This window comes from Streptomyces sp. NBC_01498 (assembly GCF_036327775.1).
GTDB lineage: Bacteria > Actinomycetota > Actinomycetes > Streptomycetales > Streptomycetaceae > Streptomyces.
Genome location: NZ_CP109598.1, coordinates 5,226,456 through 5,247,096 on the forward strand (window position 1 = coordinate 5,226,456; position 20,641 = coordinate 5,247,096).

General features: G+C 73.2%; 17 protein-coding genes. 7 read left to right on the top strand and 10 right to left on the bottom strand.

Annotated elements, in window-relative coordinates:
* Positions 1-38 precede the first annotated feature (38 nt).
* The 4 genes from OG875_RS22350 to OG875_RS22365 all read right to left on the bottom strand — a co-directional run bounded on the left by OG875_RS22350 (position 39) and on the right by OG875_RS22365 (position 5,221).
* A complete protein-coding gene (locus OG875_RS22350) occupies positions 39-1,508 on the bottom strand; it encodes a sensor histidine kinase (protein WP_330177855.1) in 1,470 nt (489 codons plus the stop codon).
* A 308-nt stretch (positions 1,509-1,816) separates the two neighbouring features.
* Positions 1,817-2,863, bottom strand: a complete 1,047-nt coding sequence (locus OG875_RS22355) for a rod shape-determining protein (RefSeq protein WP_330176000.1) — start codon at positions 2,861-2,863, stop codon at positions 1,817-1,819.
* Positions 2,864-3,725: 862 nt separating this feature from the next.
* Positions 3,726-4,424, bottom strand: coding sequence for a maleylpyruvate isomerase family mycothiol-dependent enzyme (locus OG875_RS22360; RefSeq protein WP_330176001.1), 699 nt, complete (start codon positions 4,422-4,424; stop codon positions 3,726-3,728).
* 197 nt (positions 4,425-4,621) lie between these two features.
* Positions 4,622-5,221 carry a hypothetical protein gene (locus OG875_RS22365; protein WP_330176002.1) on the bottom strand — a complete coding sequence of 200 codons (600 nt, stop codon included), beginning with the start codon at positions 5,219-5,221 and terminating at the stop codon, positions 4,622-4,624.
* A gap of 121 nt (positions 5,222-5,342) precedes the next feature.
* Between OG875_RS22365 and OG875_RS22370 the strand changes: the two genes are divergently transcribed.
* A complete protein-coding gene (locus OG875_RS22370; protein ID WP_330176003.1) occupies positions 5,343-6,086 on the top strand; it encodes an SCO2400 family protein in 744 nt (247 codons plus the stop codon).
* A 104-nt stretch (positions 6,087-6,190) separates the two neighbouring features.
* Here the strand turns inward: OG875_RS22370 and OG875_RS22375 are convergent, their stop codons facing one another.
* A complete protein-coding gene (locus tag OG875_RS22375; RefSeq protein ID WP_330176004.1) occupies positions 6,191-6,628 on the bottom strand; it encodes a MarR family winged helix-turn-helix transcriptional regulator in 438 nt (145 codons plus the stop codon).
* A gap of 93 nt (positions 6,629-6,721) precedes the next feature.
* Between OG875_RS22375 and OG875_RS22380 the strand changes: the two genes are divergently transcribed.
* Entirely contained in the window at positions 6,722-7,738 is a 1,017-nt protein-coding gene (locus OG875_RS22380) for an NADP-dependent oxidoreductase (protein WP_330176005.1), read from the top strand.
* 157 nt (positions 7,739-7,895) lie between these two features.
* Positions 7,896-8,324, top strand: a complete 429-nt coding sequence (locus OG875_RS22385; RefSeq protein WP_330176006.1) for an organic hydroperoxide resistance protein — start codon at positions 7,896-7,898, stop codon at positions 8,322-8,324.
* 150 nt (positions 8,325-8,474) lie between these two features.
* Here the strand turns inward: OG875_RS22385 and OG875_RS22390 are convergent, their stop codons facing one another.
* Positions 8,475-11,057: a M14 family zinc carboxypeptidase gene (locus OG875_RS22390; RefSeq protein WP_330176007.1), complete on the bottom strand. Its 2,583-nt coding sequence runs from the start codon at positions 11,055-11,057 to the stop codon at positions 8,475-8,477.
* A 196-nt stretch (positions 11,058-11,253) separates the two neighbouring features.
* On the opposite strand from OG875_RS22390, the gene OG875_RS22395 reads away from it, so the two are divergent.
* Positions 11,254-12,066 carry an EI24 domain-containing protein gene (locus OG875_RS22395; protein ID WP_330176008.1) on the top strand — a complete coding sequence of 271 codons (813 nt, stop codon included), beginning with the start codon at positions 11,254-11,256 and terminating at the stop codon, positions 12,064-12,066.
* Between the two features lie 163 nt (positions 12,067-12,229).
* On the opposite strand, the gene OG875_RS22400 is transcribed toward OG875_RS22395, so the two are convergent.
* Both OG875_RS22400 and OG875_RS22405 read right to left on the bottom strand, forming a co-directional pair.
* Positions 12,230-13,489 carry a pyroglutamyl peptidase gene (locus OG875_RS22400; RefSeq protein WP_330177856.1) on the bottom strand — a complete coding sequence of 420 codons (1,260 nt, stop codon included), beginning with the start codon at positions 13,487-13,489 and terminating at the stop codon, positions 12,230-12,232.
* Between the two features lie 159 nt (positions 13,490-13,648).
* On the bottom strand, positions 13,649-14,233 hold the full coding sequence (locus OG875_RS22405; protein ID WP_330176009.1) for a TetR/AcrR family transcriptional regulator: 585 nt from the start codon (positions 14,231-14,233) through the stop codon (positions 13,649-13,651).
* Positions 14,234-14,390: 157 nt separating this feature from the next.
* Between OG875_RS22405 and OG875_RS22410 the strand changes: the two genes are divergently transcribed.
* Complete coding sequence (locus tag OG875_RS22410; RefSeq protein ID WP_330176010.1) at positions 14,391-16,877, top strand: beta-glucosidase family protein; 2,487 nt, start codon at positions 14,391-14,393, stop codon at positions 16,875-16,877.
* A gap of 25 nt (positions 16,878-16,902) precedes the next feature.
* Here OG875_RS22410 and OG875_RS22415 read toward each other — a convergent pair whose 3' ends face one another.
* Entirely contained in the window at positions 16,903-17,913 is a 1,011-nt protein-coding gene (locus OG875_RS22415) for an aldose epimerase family protein (protein ID WP_330177857.1), read from the bottom strand.
* Between the two features lie 56 nt (positions 17,914-17,969).
* Positions 17,970-18,920 (bottom strand): SGNH/GDSL hydrolase family protein, encoded by a 951-nt coding sequence (locus OG875_RS22420; RefSeq protein WP_330176011.1) that lies wholly within the window; start codon positions 18,918-18,920, stop codon positions 17,970-17,972.
* A gap of 273 nt (positions 18,921-19,193) precedes the next feature.
* Between OG875_RS22420 and OG875_RS22425 the strand changes: the two genes are divergently transcribed.
* Positions 19,194-19,688 carry a DUF3145 domain-containing protein gene (locus tag OG875_RS22425; protein ID WP_330176012.1) on the top strand — a complete coding sequence of 165 codons (495 nt, stop codon included), beginning with the start codon at positions 19,194-19,196 and terminating at the stop codon, positions 19,686-19,688.
* 59 nt (positions 19,689-19,747) lie between these two features.
* The gene (locus tag OG875_RS22430; RefSeq protein ID WP_330176013.1) at positions 19,748-20,623 is read left to right on the top strand and encodes an NAD(P)-dependent oxidoreductase; all 876 of its coding nucleotides are present in this window, start codon (positions 19,748-19,750) and stop codon (positions 20,621-20,623) included.
* Positions 20,624-20,641 lie beyond the last annotated feature (18 nt).

Sequence of the window (20,641 nt, forward strand, 5' to 3'; positions counted from 1 at the left end):
CGTCGGCGTACGGCGGCTTTCGTGCGGCCCCGGCCCGGCTACCGTTCCGCCTCCCAGATCACCGGAGCGCCCTCGTCGTCCGGTTCCTCGCGCGCCCCGTCGTCCCTCACCACCAGCCGCACCCCGTCCCGCCCGCCCGGCAGCCGGACCGTCGCGTCGACCCGCACCTCCACCGACGTCACCCCCGGCCGCCGGTGCGCGGCGGCCAGCGCGCCGCGCAGCGCGGCCAGCAGCCCCTCGTGCAGCGGCTCCGCCACCAGGGTGTCCACCGCCCCGGTGAAGTGCACGGACGGCTGGAAACCGAGGAGCCCCGCCGCGCCCGCCGTCTCACGCAGCACCTTGCCGCGCAGGCCCGCCGGGGCGTCGGCGGGCGGCTGTTGCAGGGCGAAGATCGTGGTCCGTACCTCCTGGATCGTGGAGTCCAGCTCGTCCACGGCATGCCCCAGCAGATCGGCCAGCTCGCCCTCGTCCGCGCGCCGCCGGGTCGACTCCAGCATCATCTCGGTGGCGAACAGCCGCTGGACGACGAGATCGTGCAGGTCACGGGCGATCCGGTCGCGGTCCTCGTAGACGGCGAGGCGCTCCCGGTTGTGCTGGGCATCGGCCAGCAGCAGCGCGAGCGCGGCCTGGGAGGCGAACTGGTTGGCCAACAGCCGGTCCACCGGGGTGTACGGGCGCCCGCCGCGCCTGCGCGGCAGCGCGAGCGTGCCGATCAGCCGGCCGCCGCTCTGGAGGGGCAGCATCATGCTGGGCCCGAAGCGGGTGCGGACATGCGTGGTCATCCGGGGATCGGTCGCCGAGTCGTCGATGTAGACCGGTTCGCCGCCGAGGAGTTGGGTGAGAACGGCCGAGCCGGGCGCGATGTTCGTACCGACGATGTCGCCGGGGTCGTCCAGCGCGGAGGCGGCGACGATCTCCATGCCCCCCTCGTCGGTGGGCTGGAGCACCACCCCGGCGGCGGCTCCGGCCAGCGCCCGCGCCGACTCGGCCAGGGTCGTCAGCGCGTCGGCCGCCGTCTCGCCCGAGAGGAGCGCGGTCGTGACGGCGGCGGCGCCCTCGATCCAGCGCGCGCGCTGGCGGGCGGTCCCGTACAGCCGTGCGTTGCCGATCGCGATCCCGGCCTGGGAGGCGAGAACCCGCAGCAGGGCCAGGTCCTCCTCGGTGAAGGGGCCCTGCTGTTTGCGGGCCAGACAGAGATGGCCGAGAACGTCGTGGTGGACCCGGACGGGGACACCGAGGCTCGTCGCGCTGCCCGGGTGGCCGAGGAGGCCGGTGTGTCCGGTGGGGAGCCGGGTGATGCGGCGGCGTTCGTCGTCGCTGAGTCCGTGGGAGAAGAGTTCGGCGATCCGGCTCCGCTCCCGGTCGGGGCCCCGGCCCTGGGCGGGGCCGGCGAGCGCGAGCGCCCCGTATCGCGCGCCGGTCAGATCGGCGGCGCTGTCCACGACGTGCTGAAGGGTGGCGGCCAGCTCGCCCTCGGTGCCGACGTTGAGGACGGCGTCGAGCAGCATGGGCAGCCGGGGGACGGATCTGCCGGCGGGCCGGGCGATCCCGGGAGGCACCGGGCGGCCGGGAACGTCGTCCGGGTCCTCGCGCGCGCCGTCCTCAGGGCCGTCGGTCCGGTCGGCGTCGTCGCCCATGCCGCCTGCCGTCATGTGGGATCACGTCTCGTCGCTCTTCGTCACGTCAGATGTTGTCGTGTGGCGTCGTGTGGTTTTGTGCGTCGGGCGTTGTCGTCGGGCCTCGTCCGGTCGTGGGCGGGTCGTGGGCGGGTCGGGGCGCGGGGCCCGGGTCGGCGTTGAGGGCGCGTCCGGTCGTCTCACCCGGTGTGTGTCAGCTGGTTGAGCATCAGGGGCTGGATCTTCCCGTCCAGCATCGCCCCGAGCCCCAGGATCGCGCAGACGTCCGGCCGCTCCGCGATCTGCACCGGCATGCCCGTCGCGTCGTGCAGCATCTGGTCGAGGCCGGGCAGCAGCGCGCTGCCGCCGACCATCATGATTCCCGTGTCGGCGAGGTCCGCCACCAGATCCGGCGGGCAGTCGCGCAGTACCTTGCCGATGCCGTCGAGCACGGCGGTGAGCGGGGTGTGGATGGCCTGCCGTACGGCGGCGGTGTCCACCCGGACCGACCGGGCGAGCCCCGTCGCCACATCACGGCCGTGGATCTCCGTCGACGTGGGCCCGCCGTCCGCCGCGATGCCGTTGACGCGCAGGGCCAGCTGGAGGGGTCGTACGGACTGGCTCGGCAGCATCAGCTCGTGCTGATGGCGCAGATGCGTGACGACCGCCTGGTCGATGGCGTTGCCGCCGACCGGGATGCGCTGGGCCGTCACGATCGAGCCGAGGGACAGCACGGCGACCTGGGTGGTGGCCGCCCCGCACACCATGATCATGGAGGCGGTCGGCTTCTCGACCGGCAGCCCGCAGCCCACGGCGGCGGCGATCAGTGTGTCGACCAGTTCGACCCGGCGGGCGCCGAGACCGGCCAGGGTCTCGATCGCCGCGCGCTGCGCGAGCGGGTCGCTGTCGTGAGGGGTGCAGGCCGCCGCGCGCAGCCGGGGCCTGCGGCGCAGCTGGCGGCGGAGTTTCTCGCCGAGGAGATGCCGGAGCATCCGCTGGGCCATGTCGATGTCCACGACGGTGCCGCCGGTCACGGGCCGGGAAACCCGGATGTAGCCGGGCGTGCGGCCCGTCATCTGCTCGGCGAGGGTGCCGACGGCGATGAGCGCGCCGGTCCGGGTGTTCACGGCGGCGACGCTCGGCTCGTCCACGACGAGCCCGGACCCCTTCACGAAGACCCGGGTCCTGGCGGCCCCGAGGTCGACGGCGACATGGCAACGGCGCAACTGCTCAAGGCTGACGGTCACGGCGGGTTCGTCTCCCGGGAGGCGCTGAGGGCGGATCACCGGCGGGCAGCCGGTCCTCTTCGATCGTGGTCGCCGGAGCGCCGGGGCGCGCGCTGGGATGCGCCGGTCGGGGGTGCGGGTCGGGGTGCGCGGCGGTCCACGGCCGAGGCCGTTCGGTGGCTGGTCCGTGGCCGTGTCGGCGGGGGCTTCTGACGCGCCGCCAGGAATGTGTGCGGCCGGCGGGGGTGACCTGTCGCCGTGGTGCTGTGCCGCTCCGGTGCCGTGGTGACGACCGGGGCGGCGGGGCGGCTGCCGGATCGTGTACGGCGCGTACCGGCACCGCCGGGGGAGGGGCTGGTAGCGGGGCACAAGGTGTCCGGGGTACGCGGCCGGCGCCGCGCTGTCCGACGCGAGCGGCCGGGCCCGCCGACCACTGCTCTGTGGCGGCGGCGGCTCGTCGGCGGGGGAGGGCGGCATGGCCGCCCGGTCCCGCGTACCGCGCGTCCCGGCCATGCCGCCCGGGACGCGGACCAACGCCGGGACCGTGACCGTGGCCGGGGCCACGGCCTCGCGTTCGTGCGCGTGTTCTCACCACCGTGGCCACGTTCTGGCGGTGGGGCAGTTGTCGCCTCGTGACCACGTCTTGGCGGTGGGCTCGCCCGCCCTCGCGCCGTGGCCGCTTCCTGGCGGTGGGGAAGCACCTGCCCCGGGCCCTGGCGGTGGGCACGCCCTCACCACCGTGACCGGGCCCTGGCGGTGGGCACGCCCTCACCACCGTGACCACGCCCTGGTGGTGGGCACGCCCTCGCCCCGTGACCCCACGCCCCTGCCCCGGCCGCGCACTCCCACGCCGTCCTACGGACCGGCGACGAGGCCCGGGGGATCACCTCGTCGGGGTCGCCCCCGCGACGCAGCGGGCGCGGAGGGTCTCGACGCCGTCGCCCCGGAGGTCGTCGCAGTACGCCGCGCGCCCGGTCATGGCCATGATCAGGGCCAGGGTGCTGCCGGAGACGACGGGGCCGGAGCCCGCCGTGAACGGTCCGTCGTCCGCGACGAGCCGCAGCCCGCCGATCCGGCCCTTGGCGAGGACGACCTGGTCCGACTCCCGGTAGTACTCGGCCACCCGCGTCAGGGTCCCGGCCGGGCGGGCCGAGCGTATGCCCAGCGGATGCCGGATGTCCGCTCCGTGCACGATCACCTCGCCGAGCATGGCCAGGGCGGCGACGGGCGGCTTGGTCGTGCTCGGGACGGAGCGCAGGAACCTGTCGTACGTCTCGGCCGGGTCCGCCCCCAGGTGCTCGGCCAGCCGCATGGCCACCATCTTGTCGAAGTCGAACCGGCAGCGGATCACGCCCGCCATCCAGCGGACGGCGTTGAGATTCGCCGACGCGGTGAGGTGGGCCAGTACCTCGCGCACCGTCAGCCCGGCGCAGAGGGACGGAGTCGCCCACCGCTCGTCGCTCAGGTTCGCGAGGTCGGTCGCCAGCGCCGCCCGCTCGGCATGGATCAGGGGCCAGACGTCGGCCTTCGGGCCGGGGTCCGCCTTCGGTGTGCTCGGCGAGTTCGGTGTCGGATCAGCCATCGGGAAGTCCTGTCTCGTTCGTGTCCCGCGAGTCGCGCGCGGGCGCGGGCAACGGGTCTATGGGCCGCTGGTCCTGCCGCCTCGGTCGCGGATCGCGGTGTCCGGGAACAAGACTCGCCTTCCGGCGCGGAATCATCGCTCGGGTGTGAGTTTTCTTTCCCCGCGAGGGCCGGGTGATCCAGCGACCGGCGCGCCACTCACCCGCCCGGCGCCGGGGACCAGCGCTGGAGGAGGCCCCAGGTGAACTCCGCCACGCACGGCCCCGCACCCGGCACCGTGAACGCGAGGCCCCAGCGGGTCGGGGCCGTGCCCTCCAGGGGACGTGACGGCGGGAACGCGTGGGCGACCTCGGTGACCGTGCAGGACCAGGGGCGCAGATCGTCGGCCGTACGCAGTTCGGGTCCCGGTTCGCCCGGTGCCCGGACCAGCCACTCGTTCCACACCGCGCCGCCCGGCGCCGCCGTCACCTCGAAGCGGAGCGCGGGCCAGAGCGGCACGGGCCACAGCAGCACCTCGCACGCCAGATCACCGATCTGCCGGGGAAAGGCCGTCTCCGGTCGGCCCAGCACCGAGCGGTAGCGCGAGAGCGTGCCACGGGCGCGGGGGGAGCGGACCATCGCCTGCCACCGCCGGTTGGCCTCCCGCATGTCGGCGGTCGACGCGCCCAGTTCACGGCGGGCGTTCTCCACCAGCTCGCCCTGGTGGTCGGCCATGCGGCGCAGCAGGACGAGCTGGAAGTCGCGGGGGCCGAAAGGCCGGGACGTACCGCCGGCTCCGCCCGATGTCGTGGCATTCATAGCGACATCGTGCACGTTCGGGGCAGGTCGGGCGCCGGATTGGTGGAACCGTCGATTCCGCACAGGATCTTCACACCACAGGTGCCCGGACCGTTGCCAGTCGGATTATCTTCGGGGCGCCATGGACTACTGCCATCACTGCCAACGGCACCTCAACGGCGCCCTGGCGTGCGCCGGTTGCGGTACGCCCGCCGAGGAGCTGCGGCTCCACGACCCCGTACCGCACGAGGCGGAGGTGGTCCTCGTCGCGCGCGAAAACAGCCGCCCGGAGACGGCCGACGGCCCGCGCCGTGCCGCCCGTGGCTCCCGCAGGCGCGAGCTGTCCCGCCGTGAGCGCCGCGAGATGCGGGACCGGCGCGGCTCCCACCGGCGCCGGGGTCGTACGGTCCTGATCACCGTGCTCGGCCTCGGTCTGGCGGCCGGCGCGCTGAGCCTGGCCGAACTGGCCCTGGAGTCCTCCGGCGACGACGGCGACGCCACCTCCGTACAGGAGGACCGCGCCATCGAACTGGACGGCGGGCAGCCCTCGGAGGCCGCCGAGGAGCCCGAGGAGCCGGGGCGGGTCGAGGGCACGCCCACCCGGACCGCCGGGACCGGGAGCCCCACCGGTGACGGCTCGCCGGACCCCTCCGCGTCGGAGGCGGAGTCGGGTCCGCCGGGCGGGGAGTCCCCGTCGCCCAGCGAGTCGGTGGCGCCGAGCGACGAGGCGGACCCCAGCGGTTCGCCCGGCCCGTCCGGCTCCGCCAGTGCCTCGGGCAGTCCCAGCACGTCCGGGCGGCCGAACCAGCCGCCGCCGCCTTCCGCCTCCGCGCCGCCGCCTCCCCAGGAGGAGGACGACTGCTTCCTCTGGTTCATCTGCACCTGAGGTTCGTCCGCACCCGAGGCCCGTGCCCGGCACACGCCCGGCACCTCTCGGCGCGCGCCTAACACGTGAAACCACCTCTGTGTAAACGCCCCGTCCGGCGCTTCTCACTCCGCCGCGTCGTCGCCCAGCATCCGCCGCAACAGGTCCCGCAGGACCGTCCGTTCGGCCACCGAGAGGTCCGCCAGCGGCTCGCGTGCGAAGGTCAGCCCCTCCCGCAGCCGCCGCGCCGTCTCCCGCCCGGTCTCCGTGGCCGCCGCGAGTTTCACCCGCCGGTCGCCCGGGTCCGGCTGCCGCTCCGCCAGGCCGCGCGACTCCAGCCGGTCGACGATCCCCGTCACGTTCGACGGCTCGCACTTGAGCTTGCGCGCGATGCGGCGCATGGGCATCGGCTCGATGGACAGCAGTCCCAGCACGCGCGCCTGCGCGCCGGTGAGCGAGTGCTCCGCGGCGGCGTGGTCGTACTCCTCGTAGTAGCGGGCCACGACCGTGCCGATGAGTTCGACGACTTCGAGGGTCAAGGGGTCCGTGTGCTGAGTGGCCATGGTCTCATCGTACGCTCGTTGCTTGACAGCATGAAATATCTAGGAGCATGGTTGTTTCAGTTGGTGAAGCTTTAACGAGGAGGCACCGCACCCATGACCGCTCTTCCCGCGTCCGGCCGCGCCTGGCATCTCGTCGCCCGCCCGCACGGCTGGCCGAAGCCCGAGGACGTCGCCCTGCGCGAGGTCCCGCTGGCCGCACCGGGCGAAGGCCGGATCCTGGTCCGCAACAAGCACTTCTCGGTCGACCCGTACATGCGCGGCCGGATGAACGACGTGAAGTCGTACGCGCCGCCCTACCGGCTCGACCAGCCCATGGACGGCGCGGCGGTCGGCGAGGTCGTCGCCTCGAACGCCGAGGGCTTCGCCGTCGGCGACCACGTGCTGCACGGCCTCGGCTGGCGGGAGTACGCGGACGTGCCCGCCCGGCACGCCACGCCGGTCGACGCCTCGCTCGCACCGCTCAGCGCCTACCTCGGCGTCCTCGGCATGCCGGGCCTGACCGCGTACGCCGGGCTCTTCGAGGTCGCCTCCTTCAAGGAGGGCGACGCCGTCTTCGTCTCCGGGGCCGCGGGCGCCGTCGGCAGCCAGGTCGGCCAACTGGCCCGGATCAAGGGCGCCTCACGGGTCATAGGCTCCGCCGGCTCCGACGACAAGGTCCTCCTCCTTGTGGAGGAGTACGGCTTCGACGCCGCCTTCAACTACAAGAACGGCCCGGTCAAGGAGCAGCTCAAGGCGGCGGCGCCGGACGGCATCGACGTCTACTTCGACAACGTCGGCGGCGACCACCTCGAAGCCGCGATCTCGTCGCTCAAGCTGCACGGGCGCGCGACCATCTGCGGAATGATCTCGATCTACAACAGCACCGAGGCCACTCCCGCCCCGCACAACCTCGCCCAGGTCATCGGCAAGCGGCTGCGCCTCCAGGGGATGCTCGTCGGCGACCACGCCGCGCTCCAGCCGCAGTTCGTCAAGGACGTGGCCGGCTGGATCGCCTCGGGCGAGCTCGCCTACCACGAGACGGTCGTCGAGGGCGTCGAGAAGGGCTTCGACGCCTTCCTCGGTCTCCTGCGCGGCGAGAACACCGGGAAGATGATCGTCACCCTCGGCTGACCGCTGACCGCTGACCGTCGGCCGGCCTGACACCCCCCGTCCGGCGCCCCTCCCCGTCCGGTCCTCGTCCGCGACCGGCGCCCACCCGTTAGGCTCGTGACAGGCCGTCGCGGTCCGTGGGCGCGAGCCGCGGCGTACAAAGAAGAAGGAACCCCGAATGAGCATCCAGAAGATCGACACCCTCTACACCGCCGTCGCCACCGCCGAGAACGGCCGCGACGGCCGTGTCTCGTCGGACGACGGCAAGCTCGACGTCGTCGTCAACCCGCCCAAGGAGCTGGGCGGCAGCGGCGCCGGTACGAACCCGGAGCAGCTCTTCGCCGCCGGCTACAGCGCCTGCTTCCAGGGCGCGCTCGGTGTCGTCGCCCGTAAGGAGAAGGCCGACATCTCCGGCTCGACGGTGACGGCCAAGGTCGGCTTCGGCAAGGCGGAGGCGGGCGGTTTCGGCCTGGAGGTCGAGCTGGTGGCGTCCATTCCGAACGTGGACGCGGCCACCGCGAAGGACCTCCTGGAGAAGGCGCACCAGGTGTGCCCGTACTCGAACGCCACCCGGGGCAACGTCCAGGTCACCCTGACCGTCGCCTGACCGACGCCACACCGGCAGTACGGCGCGACCGAACGACCGCACGGGCACGACCGCGTGACGGTACGAGACGCACGCGACGCACGTAACGCCTGACACGTACGAGAGGGCCGCACCCCACGAGCGGGGTGCGGCCCTCCGCGTGTCCGACCGCTACGGCAGCCGGTTCAGCAGTGCCCGGCCCACCTGGGCGAACGAACCCTTCGGGTGGTCACGGAAGAGCGGCTCGGTGCCGAACAGCGTCACCGGAGCGCCCGCCGCCGACGTACCGCTCACGATCGCCGCCTGGCCGGCCGCGTTCAGCGGACCGCCGGTGCCGTCCTCGTTCGCACGCCAGTGGCCGGAGACGAGCGGGTTGCCGCCGCCGTACGACTGCTCCGTACGCACGCCCTTGCCGAGCGCGGTGTACCAGATCGGCGAGTAGACGAACGTGTGCGGCTGGGTGCCGCCGGTGATCGGGCCGGGCGTGTTGAGCACCCGGACCACACCGTTGGCGTTCCCGTTGCCGCGCACCGGAGTGGCCGTCAGCAGCGCCGCCTCCGCGTTGAACGTGGCGCCGCCGGAGCCCAGCGCGACCACGGGCGCGCCCCCGGCGAGGAACTCGCCCAGCGCCGCGCGGGCCGTGTCGTTGAGCCCCCGGTGGCTGAGCCCCGTCGACACGTACAGCGCGTCGGCCCCCGACCAGTCGAAGCCCGCGTTGGCGGTCGCCGTCGACACGGGCAGCACCTCGAAGCCCATCTCGCGCAGCGCGAACAGCTCGCCCGAGTTCACGGCCGCGGCGACCCGGGTGCGGCGCAGCGCCGCGACGCCCTTGTCCTTCGTGGCGGTGAAGACGACGCCGTACCGGTCGGCCAGGATCTCGGCCTTCCTGCGGGCCGAGGACGGCACGATCGCCGCGCCGTCCGCCGTCCTGCGCACCTGCACACCCTGTGCGAGAAGGGAGTTGAGGGCGGCGAACTCCTTCGGGTCGTCCAGCCGCAGCTTCAGATCGCCGCTGCGGGCCACCGAGCCGACCGGAGCGGCGGCGTTCACCTCGCGCCCGGAGAAGTCCAGACCGCCCTTCTGGACCTTGGTGACGCTCGCGCCCCAGAGCAGTCCGAGGCTCCAGCCGGAGATGTCGTACATCGAGGACACGTCGGCGCTGATGTCGCGGCCCTCGTCCAGGATGACGTTGGCGATGCCGCGCTTGGCCTGCCTCATGTCGACCACGTACGAGCCGGCCGGGTAGCTGCGGCCCGCCAGCTTGAAGCTCTTGCGGGCCTGCTCGACCTTCACGTCGTTGGCGACGAGATGGTCCACGAGACGGGCTGCGGCCGGGGCCGACCGCTGGCCGTCGCCGGCCGGGATCACGTACGCGCGCGGGAAGTCGGTCGTGTAGATGTCCTCCGGGCCGATGCTGGGCACCCCCGGCACGGTCTCCTCGGAGATGACCCGCTGCTTCTCGCCCTCGACCCCGCGCCGGAACGTCTCGATCTGGTCGGCGATCAGCGTCCCGCGGTTGTCGAGGGTGAAGTCGAGCGCGGCGCGCATCGTGGCGCCCGCGACGTCCGTGTTGATGGCGGACCTGCGGCGCAGCTCCTCGACGGGCAGGTTGTTGTAGTCGTTGTTGTTGACCCGCATCGGTATCTCGACGGTGTGCGAGGCGACCGCGCCCTGGAACGCCATGTACTGGGGCGTGAAGATCGGCGGCCAGTCGTCCCAGCCCTCCTCCTGGTCCCGGAAGGGGATGACGGGCGGCTGCACGCCGTCCTTCTCGGCGGTGTAGCCGAGGTCGTTGACCGCCTTCTCCATGCCGAGGGCGTTGGCGTAGGAGTTCTTGAGGAACAGGTCGTACTCGTAGTTCTCGCCGTGCGGCGGCGTCGTCGGCTCGATCAGCGTGCCGTTGACGTAGCCGTGCAGGTCGAGCATGACCGCGGGCTGCTTGTCGACGGCTATCTGGCGGATCGCGCGCGCCTCGGGCTGGGACGCGGTGATGAAGTCCCGGTTGAGGTCGATGCCGTTGCCGTTGGCGCGGGTGCCGGCGATCCGGCCGTCCGGGTTGGCCGTGACGTTGAGGTGGATACGGCTCGTGGCCAGCAGCTTCTTCGTACGGCTGTCCTTGGCCTTCGCCAGCTCCTCGATGAGCTTCAGGGCCGCGTCGGTGCCCTCCCACTCGTTGCCGTGGATGTTGTTGTTGATGAAGACGGGAGTCTTGTAACTCTCCTTGATGCGCCGGTCCTTGGCGGCCGACGCGGGGGAGTTCTCGATGCGCTCGCGCATCTTCTCCTGCTCGGCGGCCTCCTTGGCGCTCTCCGGCGCGGTGACGGTGACCAGGTACAGGTCGTGCCCGCCGGCCGACCGGCCCGTGACCTCGACGCTGACCCTGTTCCCCAGCTCCTGAAGGGCGTTGAGGCGCGGGGCGAGCGCGTGGTACGGCGCAAGGCCGAGCTTGATGGCCTTGTCCGCCGGGTTCTCGGGCAGCGTGGCGAGGACGTTACGGCGCGGATAGCCGCCGTCCTTGCGCAGCCCGAGGGAGGTCGTGCCCACCGACGACAGGGCGGCGGCGCCCGCCGACGGGAGCGCGGCCGACGCCACGCGGCTGTCCGTGGTGCCGCCGTCGCGCACCGGGTGCGCGGAACCCGGGTGCGACGAACGGCCGCCGTCGGCGCCTGGGGCGGCGAGCGCGGGCAGCGGGGCGAGCATCAGGGCCGCGGTGGCGGTGGCGGTGGCGAGCAGAACGGGTCTGGGCATCCCCATGCGGTGGTACCTCCGGGTCGTACAGGGGGGAACGTTCGATTCAATAGGCTGGTCATACCGGTTGAACGCGTCAACAACAAGAGGTAATCGCCCTCTCATCCGTCCCATCCGTTCCATGGAACTCACCGATAACGCGGCGGAACCCGACCGGAACCGCCCCGAAACCGTCGTGGAACAAGCCCGATAGGCTGACCGTATGCGTGAACTCGGCAAGGGCTTCGGATACTTGGTCAAGGGCCAGCGCTGGGTCGGCGGGCACGGCAGATGGCTGGGCCTCGGACTGCTGCCCGGCCTGGTGACTTTGGTGCTCTACGCGGCGGTGCTCGCCGGCCTGTTCTACGGCGCCGACGACCTGACCGCCTGGGCGACACCGTTCGCCGACGACTGGACCTCGCCGTGGCAGGGGCTGTTCCGCGGCTTCCTCACCGTCCTGCTGGTCGTCCTGGTCCTGTTCCTGGCCGTGATCACGTTCACCGCCGCGACCCTGCTGGTCGGACAGCCCTTCTACGAGGCGCTCTCCGAGGCCGTGGACCGCGCCGAGGGCGGGCACGCGCCCGAGTCCGGCCTGCCGCTCTGGCGCGAGCTGTTGATCTCCGCACGGGACAGCCTGCGCGTCCTGGCACGGGTCGCGTTCTACGGTGTGCTGCTCTTCGCCCTCGGTTTCGTCCCCGTCGTCGGGCAGACCGTCGTCCCCGTGCTCGGTTTCTGCGTGTCCGGCTTCTTCCTGGCCGAGGAGCTCACGGCGGTCGGCCTCCAGCGGCGCGGCGTCCAACTGAAGGCCCGGCTGGCGCTGTTGCGCGAACGACGGCTGCTCACCCTGGGCTTCGGGGTGCCGCTGACACTCGCCTTCCTGGTCCCCGTGGTCGCGGTCTTCCTGATGCCGGGCGCGGTCGCCGGAGCGACCCTGATGGTCCGTGACCTGACGGGCGAGGACACCGCGCCTCCCGCGGACCTGACCGCGAAGGCTCCCGAATCCGCCCCGGCGATGGACGCCCCACAGGACTGGTGACGGGGCACGCCCACGGGGCCGGATCCTCGCCTGACGCCTGACGCCTGACGCCTGACGCCTGACGCCTGACGCCTGACGCCTGACGCCTGACGCCTGACGGCGACAGCCGGCCCGGCGCGCGACACCCGCAGCGGGTGCCGCGCGCCGCCGCGCGGGCCGGCCGTTACCTGCCGGCGTCCCCCGACGCCTCCGCCGCCACCCCCACGATCGCCCTCAACTGGGCGGTGATCGCCTGCCTGTTCTGTACGAAGACCGGGTCCGACACCGTGCCCGTCGCCGGGTCGGTGTTGCCGGGGCCGAACTGGAGTACCGGTGTGTGGACATGGCCGCCGGGAATGGCCAGGCCGAGGCGGTCGCGCAGCAGGGTCGCCCGGTAGGCGATCTCGTTCGACAGATAGTCCCCGCCGCCCCCGGCGCGGGCCGCCGAGCCCGGGGTCGGGCCGCCGGGGCGCACGACCGGCGCGGTGCCGCCCGCCGGGATCTCGGTGACCGACGTGTTGTCGTACACCGGGAAGGGGCCCGTCGTGGCGGCCACGATGTCCGCGTACGGCAGCGTCGTCCCTGTCCACTGCGGCCGGGTGGCCGGGTCCGTCACCGGTACGAGCCCGGTCTCGGAGACGTTCTCGTTGTCCCCGAAGCCGCCCCGCCAGGCCCCGTTGAACCGCTCCACGTCGATCCGCCCCACCCGTCCCTGACTGACCGTCACGAACAGGTCGGCGCGCGGCAGTACGCGGCGCAGCGCGCGTTCCACCGTGCCGTCGGCGAAGTCGCCCCAGCGGACCGGGAACACGGCGGTCTCGACGCGCGCCGGTCCGTCGGCCGTACGGATCACCGTGCCGTCCAGCGCGAGGGCGACCGCCCCGGACGGATTGCTGATCCGGATGTCCCGGTCCAGGGTGAACGGGTCGAAGCCGGTGACCACGATCCGCTTCACGCCTCTCGCCCGGTCGTGCTCCCGCGCCCGGTCCCCGCCGGAGCCCATCGAGTCCTGGCCGCGCGAGGCGCTCTCCAGCCGCTCCAGCAGCCGGGTGCCCGCCGCCTCGGAGAGCCCGGACTCCGCGTGCCAGGCGCGCAGTTCACGGGTCATGGCCAGCCGCGCCCAGTACAGCGGGCGGTCGTCGTCCCGGCTCAGCTCCCCGCCCGCCGGGCCCCGGCCCTGGGCGCGGTCCACCGCGCGCCGCCAGAGCCGCTCGCCGTGCCGTACGGCGACGTGCTCGGCCCGCGTGTACGAGCCGGGGCCGCGCAGCGCCTTCGCGAACGCCGGTGCGACGCCGTCGAAGCCGCTGTCGGCGAGTATCCGGCGCGGTACGTCACCGTCGAGGCGCCGTTCCTCCACGGTGACCGCCGGGGCGGGGGCGGACGCCGGGCGGGACGCGGATGGCGCGGAGGCCGTGGCGTGCGGGGGAGGGGTGACGGCGACCAGGGCGGCCGACGCGAGCAGAACGAGGCCGAGCCGGCCCGCCGTGGTGCCGGTGGTGCGCGCGAGTCTCACGGGAATCCTTCCGTCGGGTGGCGGAAGTATCGCCTCCACGCCCCGCCGGTGGCTACGGCGCCCGGCCGCAGGGGACGTAGCGGGACGCGCCTACCGCTCGGGCCCCTCCGCCCCGCCGCGCAGCAGTGTCACGAACGCCCGGAACGCCGCCGGCATGTCCACCGACTCCGGCGCGAGCAGCCACTGGTACTGGAGCCCGTCCATCACCGCCACCAGTAACGGCGCCGTCTGTTCGGGCGTCAGCCCGCTCGGCAGCCGGTCGCCGAACTCGTCGCGCAGCACGCCCGCCATGTTCCGCCGCACCTGCACGTAGCGGCGGGTGAAGAACTCCCCGGCCGGGTGGCCCTCCGTCACGCTCTCGCCGAGCAGCGCCGAGAACGTCTGCACGATCCCCGGCCGCATCGCGTTGTAGTCGACCATCGACGTCAGCAGCTCCAGCCGCCAGCCGTCCGCGCCCCGGCTGCCGCCCCCGGTGTCCCACTGGTCCCGCTCGTCCATGACCGCCAGCAACAGCGCGTCCTTCGTCGGGAAGTAGTGCAGCAGCCCCTGCTGGGTCAGCCCCACCCGCTCGGCCACCGCGCCCAGCGTCGTACCCCGGTATCCCCGTTCGGCGATCACCTCGAAGGTGGCCCGGAGAATCTCCGCCCGCCGTTCCGCGCTTCTGGCCCTCGCCATCCCACCGGTCCTCTCGCCTCGTACCCGTCAGCACACCACCCCGTCTCCGGACCGTACATGAGTAACAAACGGATAACGAAGCCTACTCTCCTACAGATTTGCGGGTCACCATGTAATCGTCCGCACGAACGCAGGGCACTGACGAGGAGGTACCGCCGTGACCGGCGCACCCATCACCCGGGCCGACCACGCACGAGAAGCGGCCGTCGAGACGGCGCTGAGCAAGCTCGATCTCGACGCCAAGGCGCGGCTGCTGGCGGGACAGGACAACTGGTCGCTGCCCGCCCTCCCGGAGATCGGGCTCGCCTCCCTCGTCATGTCCGACGGCCCGATCGGTGTCCGGGGCGTGCGCTGGACCGCCGACGACCCGTCGGTCGCCCTCCCCTCGCCCACCGCGCTCGCCGCCACCTGGGACCCCGAACTGGCCCGAAGAGCGGGCCGGTTGCTCGCCCAGGAGGCCCGCCGCAAGGGCGTGCACGTCCTCCTCGCGCCGACCGTCAACCTCCACCGCTCCCCGCTCGGCGGCCGGCACTTCGAGGCGTACAGCGAAGACCCGTACCTCACCGGCGAGATCGGTACCGGCTATGTCCTCGGGGTCCAGGACGGCGGAGTCGGCACCACCGTCAAGCACTTCGTCGCCAACGACGCCGAGACCGACCGCTTCACCGTGGACAACGTCGTCACCCCGCGCCCGCTCCGCGAGCTGTACCTCGCCCCGTTCGAAGCCATCGTCAAACACGCCCGCCCCTGGGGCGTCATGGCCGCCTACAACCGGGTCAACGGCCACTCCATGACCGAACACGCCGCGCTCCAGAACGGCGTCCTGCGCGGCGAATGGGGATTCGACGGCTTCATCGTCTCCGACTGGCTGGCGGCCCGCTCCACCACCGGCGCCCTCCTCGGCGGCCTCGACGTCGCCATGCCCGGCCCCAAGACCGTGTACGGGCCCGCGCTCGCCGCCGCCGTCCGCGCCGGTGAGGTGGACGAGACCCTGGTGGACGACGCCGTACGCAACGTCCTGCGGCTCGCCGCGCGCGTCGGCGCCCTCGACAACGCGCCCGCCGTCGTCGCCGGCGCCGAACTCCCCGCGCCACTCGACGGCGACGCGCTGGCCCGCGAGATCGCGCGGCGCTCCTTCGTCCTCGTACGCAACGAGACCCGCGACGGACACCCCGCCCTGCCGCTCGACCCCGCCCGCACCCGCACCGTCGCCCTCAGCGGCGCCGCCGCCCGCGACGCCCGCATCCTCGGCGGCGGCTCCGCCCACGTCTTCCCGCCGCATGTCGTCTCACCGCTCGACGGCCTCACCGCCGCCCTCCCCGACGGCGCCCTGAGCTACCACGTCGGTGCCGACCCCAGCGACGAACTCGCCGTCGCCGAGCGGGGATTCGAGCTGCGCGCCGTCTGCCGCGCCGCCGACGGACGGGAGCTCGGCACCACACCCCTGCCCTCCGGCATGGTCCAGTGGGTCGGCGTGGACCTGCCCGACGGCGTCAGCTACGACGAGCTGCACAGCGTCGAGTTCACCGGCACCTTCACCCCGCGCGAGAGCGGCGAGCACAGCTTCGGCACGCGGGGCATCGGCCCCCTCGTCCTCACCGTCGCCGGGCGGAAGGTCTGGGAGGGCGAGGAAGGGCTCGGCGACAGCACCGACCCGTTCAACGCGTTCTTCGGCGAACGCCTGGAGCGCGCCCGTGTCGCGCTCACCGAGGGCGTGCCCGTCGATGTCTCGCTCCATCTCACCGTGCCCCGGCTGCCCGGGGCGCCGATGGACGCGGTCGCCTTCTCCCTGCTCCACCTCGGCCCCCGGCGCGACCCGGACGAGCTGATCGCCGAGGCCGTCGAGGCGGCGCGGGGCGCCGACACCGCCGTCGTCGTGGTCGCCACCACCACGGCCGTCGAGTCCGAGGGCTTCGACCGTACGAGCCTGGAACTGCCCGGCCACCAGAACGCCCTCGTCGCGGCCGTCGCCGCCGTCAACCCGCACACCGTCGTGGTCGTCAACACCGGATCACCCGTGTCACTCCCGTGGCGGGACGACGTGGCCGCCGTGCTGCTCAGCTGGTTCCCCGGCCAGGAGGGAGGCGCCGCGCTCGCCGACGTCCTCACCGGCGCCGAGGAGCCCGGCGGCCGGCTCACCACCACCTGGCCGGTCACCCTCGCCGATGTGCCCGTCCACGACACCACCCCCACCGCCGACGGCGAACTGCACTACACCGAGGGCGTGTTCATCGGCTACCGGGCCTGGGAACGGACCGGCGCCACCCCCGCCTACCCCTTCGGCCACGGCCTCGGCTACACCGACTGGGAGTACGAGACGCTGGACGCCACCCCCGGCCGGGCCACCGTACGGCTGCGCAACACCGGCACCCGCCCCGGCCGCGAGACCGTCCAGATCTATCTCGCGCCCGTCCCGGGCATCGTGCCGGACGCCGCCGAGCGCCCGGTCCGCTGGCTGGCCGGCTTCGCCACCGCCGAGGCGGGGCCCGGGGAGAGCGTCGAGGTGACCGTCCCGATCCGGGCCCGCGCCTTCGAGGTCTGGGACGAGACCGCGCACACCTGGACGGCCGTCCCCGGCCCGTACGAGATCCAGGCGGGCCGCTCGCTCACCGACCGCAGGCTGAGCGCCACTGTCCACCGCTGAGCGGGCGGGCGGGCCAGGCGGGTCCTCAACCGCCGGACGGGCGAACGGCCGGTCCGGCGGTCGAGAACGCGTACGCGGTGGCCGAGGTGAACACCTCGCCCGGCCGCAGCACCGTGCTCGGGAAGTCCGGCCGGTTCGGCGAGTCCGGGAAATGCTGCGTCTCCAGCGCGATCCCGTCGCCCGGCTTGAACGGCCCCGCGTCGAAGTGGTCACCGGTGTAGAGCTGGAGGCCCGGTTCGGTCGTCGTCACCGTCAACACCCTTCCCGACACCGGGTCGTACAGCCCGGCCGCCGCCGACCCAGGCGAACGCCCCTGATCCAGCACGAAGTTGTGGTCGTACCCCGATCCCACCTCACGCGGCTCCCGGAAGTCGAAACGGGTCCCGTCGACCGGTACCGGCGGCCCCGTCGGCACCGAGTCGCCGTCCAGGGGCGTGAGCCGGCCGGCCGCGATCCGCAGTACATGCCCGCCGGCGCCGCCCGTGCCCGCGCCGCCCAGGTTCCAGTACGAGTGATTCGTCAGGTTCACCACCGTCGGCGCGTCCGTCACCGCCCGGTAGCCGATCCGCAGCGCCCCCGCCGCGTCCAGCGTGTACGTCGCCGAGACGTCGAGCCGCCCGGGGAAGCCCTCCTCGCCGTCCGGGCTCACCAGCGACAGCCGCACCCCGTACCCGTCCGCCGCCGGCTCCGCCGCCCACACCCGCTTGTCGAAGCCCCGCCCGCCGCCGTGCAGACAGTTCGGCCCGTCGTTGCGCGGCAGCCGGTGGGCGCGCCCGTCGAGCGTGAACACCCCGCCCGCGATCCGGTTCGCGTACCGGCCGATCAGCGCGCCGAAGTACGGCGACGGGCAGTCCACGTACCCCGCCACGTCCTCGAAACCGAGCACCACGTTCGCCCGGACACCGTCACGGTCCGGCACCTCCACGGACTGGAGGACCCCGCCGTACGTCAGCACCCGCACACGCGTCCCGGCCCGCTCCAGGACCCAGCGGCGCACCGCCGTACCGTCGGGCGCCGTCCCGGCGGGCTCGGACACCGGAGCCCGCAGACCTGTCTCGTCCTCGTCCGTCTCCTCCACCGTTCGCCGCCCCCCTACACCGGGGGCTTCACGGCGACGATGTTGCGGTAGGCGAGGTCGGCCAGCCTGCCCTGGCCGTCCTTGCTCGGGTGGAACCAGTCCCACCGGCTCAACTGGTCCCCGGTGAACCGGAAGTCGAAGACGGCGCCCCCGTCGTAACGGCAGCGCAGATCCTTCGCGCACACGTCCTTGAGCACCGTGTTGTACGCCACCACCCGCGCCTGAACCGTCGACCGCCGCTGCTGCGCGGCCGGGCCCATGTCCTGCGCGTCACCCAGCATCGTCGAGCAGATCCCCAGCTTCCAGATCTGCCGGCCCACCGGATTCTCCCGGCCCTCGGACCAGAGCCGCTTGAGATCGGGCACGCTCGCCACGTACACGTGGGTCTTGGGCGCGTCCGCCCGCAGCCTGCGCATCGACTCCTCGAACGACGCCCGGAACTCGTCCACGGGCGTCATCAGACCGACCTTGTCCTTGCACGCGTCGTTGGCGCCCATCATGACCGTGACCAGCTCGGGCCGGTGCGGGGCCACCTTCGCCATCTGCGCCGGAAGCTCCGCGACGGAGGCACCCGAGCGGGCGTAGTTCCAGGCGTGGCCCGCGACCCCCGGCTCGCCGAGCAGCCGCACCGCGAGGCTGCGCACGCCGTCGTCCGTGCCGGTCGCCCAGGACACCCGGGGGCAGTCGCTGAGCAGCCCGCAGGCGTCGAAGCCGCGGGTGATGGAGTCGCCGACGGCGGCGATCGAGGCGGGGCTGCGGTCCCACACCGGCTTCGGTGGCGGCGACTGGCCGGATTTCGACTTCTTCCAGTCCGGATCGGCGCCGTCCGAGGAGATACAGCCACCCAGCGCGGTCCCGGCCACCAGCAGCCCGGCGCAGAGGCCCGCGACGCGCGCGTACGCCCTCCGGCGGCTCCTGCCGTACCCCGGGCGTCGCCCGGCGGGTCCCTGGGGGCTCTCCGGCATCGTCTGAAACCCTCCCGCGTCGGCGTCGTCATGCGTACGGCGGCGTCCTGGCGAGTGAAAGCTTCGCGTACATCGCCTCCGGGACCGACAGTACGGCACCCCCGTGCCTCCCGCGCAAGGTAGCTTTCAGGCGTCGAACCAGAGTCAACGACGCCCTCCGGCTCCGGTAAGTTACATCCCGTCACATGCTGTCCGTTTTGCGGGGTTTCACTCTCGATGCTGTTTACTGAGGCCGCTGGGCAAGGCGAACCTCGTCCCACACTGGAGGTCCCGGTGACCACACGTGGTGTTCTGTACGTGCACTCCGCTCCACGCGCGATGTGCCCCCACGTCGAATGGGCGGTGGGGGGCGTCCTCGGCGTACGCGTCCAACTCGACTGGATCAGGCAGCCGGCCTCGCCCGGCACCTGGCGCTCCGAATTCTCCTGGCGCGGCGAGTCCGGCACCGCGTCCAAACTCGCCTCCGCGCTGCGCGGCTGGCAGATGCTCCGCTTCGAGGTGACCGCCGAGCCGAGCCCCGCGGCCGAGGGCGAGCGCTACAGCGCCACCCCCGGACTGGGCATCTTCCACGCCGTCACCGGTATGCACGGCGACATCCTGGTCCCCGAGGACCGGCTGCGCGCCGCCCTCGCCCGCTCGCTGAGCGGCGAGACCCGGCTGGAGGCCGAGGTCGAGAAGCTCCTCGGCAAGCCGTGGGACGACGAACTGGAGCCCTTCCGGTACGCGGGCGAGGGCGCCCCGGTGCGCTGGCTGCACCAGGTCGTCTGAGGCCGCGCCCCGCCCCTCTCCTCACCCCGGGTGCGACCGCCGCCCTCTACCGTGGGCGGATGGCTGATCAACTGGAAGTCGCCGTACTCGGCACAGGCTTCATCGGCGCGGCGATGGCCCGCAACCTCTGCCGGACCGGGCACGCGGTCCGGGTCTGGAACCGCACCCGCGCGAAGGCGGAGCCCCTGGCCGCCGACGGGGCGCGGATCACGGACGACGCGGCGGACGCGGTACGCGGCGCGGACGTCGTCCTCACCACCCTGTTCGACGGGCCCGCCGTCCACGAGACGATGGCGGCGGCGGCCCCCGGGCTGCGGCCCGGAACCGTCTGGCTCCAGGTGTCGACGGTGAGCCCGGCGGAGCTCCCGCCGCTCGCGGAGCTGGCCGCCGCGCACGGGCTGGTCCTCCTCGACTCGCCCGTCCTGGGCACCCGGGGCCCCGCCGAGCAGGGCAAGCTCGTCGTCCTGGTGGCGGGGCCCGAAGGGGCGCTGGAGACCGTCGCCTCCGTACTGGACGCGGTGGGGCAGCGGACGGTCCGGGTGGGCGACGACGCCGCGTCTGGCGCGGCGACACGGCTCAAGCTCGTCTGCAACAGCTGGGTGCTGGCCCTCACCCACGGGACCGCCGAGGCGCTCGCCCTGGCGGACGGGCTCGGCGTCGACCCGCGCGGCTTCCTGGACGCCGTCGCGGGCGGCGGGCTCGACTGCGGCTATCTGCGCGTCAAGTCGGCGGCGATCCTCGACGACGACTACACACCCAGCTTCGCCCTCACCACGGCCGCCAAGGACGCCCGCCTCATCGTGGCGGCGGGCGAGGCGGCGGGGGTGCGGCTGGACGTCGCCGAGGCGGGCGCCGGACGCTTCGCCCGCGCCCAGGAACAGGGCCACGGCGCGAAGGACATGGCGGCGACGTACTTCGCCAGCTTCGACGCCTGACCGGGCCGCCCGTACGCG